This window comes from Pelomonas margarita, assembly GCF_043555875.1.
Lineage (GTDB): Bacteria > Pseudomonadota > Gammaproteobacteria > Burkholderiales > Burkholderiaceae_C > Pelomonas > Pelomonas margarita.
The window spans coordinates 1-1,124 of record NZ_JBIGHW010000050.1 but is presented as its reverse complement, the minus strand read 5'-3'; the positions used below and the strand labels follow the sequence as shown (position 1 = coordinate 1,124).

The window sequence follows — 1,124 nt, the reverse complement described above, 5'->3', positions numbered from 1 at the left end:
TCATGCTGGCATGAAGCAAGCAACCTTGGCAGCGGCAGCCGATCAAGGCGCGGAGTTCGAACGATTCCGCAGGCCGACGCGGCGCGACGTGTTCCTGCAGACGATGGACACCATCGTGCCGTGGGCCGAGTTGTGCGCGGTCATCGAGCCCTACTACCCGAAGGCCGGCAAGGGCCGTCCGCCCATTGGCCTGGAACGCATGCTGCGCATGTACTTCGTGCAGCACTGGTTCAACCTCGCCGACGAGGCCTGCGAGGAGGCGCTGCTGGACAGCACGGCGCTGCGCCGCTTCGTGGGCATTGACCTGGGCCGTGAGCGTGTACCCGATGGCACCACCCTGCTGAAGTTCCGCCGCTTGCTGGAGGACGACAAGCACAAGCTGGGTGCGGCCCTGTTCGCCAAGGTCGGTGAGGTGCTGCAGAGCAAGGGCATGAAGGTTGGCACCGGCACCATCGTGGATGCCACCATCATCTCGGCGCCGAGCTCGACCAAGAACGACAAGGGCGAGCGCGATCCGGAGATGCACCAGACCAAGAAGGGTCAGCAGTATTTCTTCGGCATGAAGCTGCACATTGGCGTCGACAGCGAGACCGGCCTTGCGCACAGCGCGGTGGTGACGGCAGCCAACGTTCACGACAAGCACCCGCTGCCCGAACTGCTGCACGGCGAGGAACTGGAAGTCTTCGGTGACAGTGCCTACGCCTCCCAGCAAGAGCTGATCGCGGCCAAGGCACCGAAGGCCAAGGACCGAACGAATCAGAGGGTCAGGGGCACCGATGCTCAGGCCGACTTGGAGCGCGTCGTCAACCGCATCAAGTCCAAGACGCGCTCGCGGGTTGAGCACGTGTTCGCCGTGGTCAAGCGCCAGTTCGGCTTCAGCAAAGTCCGCTACAAGGGCCTGGCGAAGAACGCGACGCGAGCGTTCGTGGTGCTGGGCTTGGCGAACATCTACATGGCGCGCAAGCGTCTGGTGGCATGAGTTCGCCCGCAGTAGGCGCGCGGTGCGCCTGCTGCCTCAAAAGAGCCGAAAGGATCGGCATGTGCGGGCCAAAACGACATCAGTTCGAACACGTCAGCCGTCGGCATGACGGAGCGTCGAAATCGCCAACTTGTTCAGCGTAGCC

General features: G+C 63.6%; 1 protein-coding gene. It reads left to right on the top strand.

Translation table 11 applies throughout. The features are described from left to right. Nucleotides 1-10 precede the first annotated feature (10 nt). Nucleotides 11-979 (top strand): IS5 family transposase, encoded by a 969-nt coding sequence (locus ACG0Z3_RS23160; RefSeq protein WP_394402411.1) that lies wholly within the window; start codon nucleotides 11-13, stop codon nucleotides 977-979. Nucleotides 980-1,124: the final 145 nt, after the last annotated feature.

Bases quoted from the DNA above. Each gene is read 5' to 3' on its own strand.
- ACG0Z3_RS23160 (WP_394402411.1), top strand. From the start codon at position 11: ATGAAGCAAGCAACCTTGGCAGCGGCAGCCGATCAAGGCGCGGAGTTC.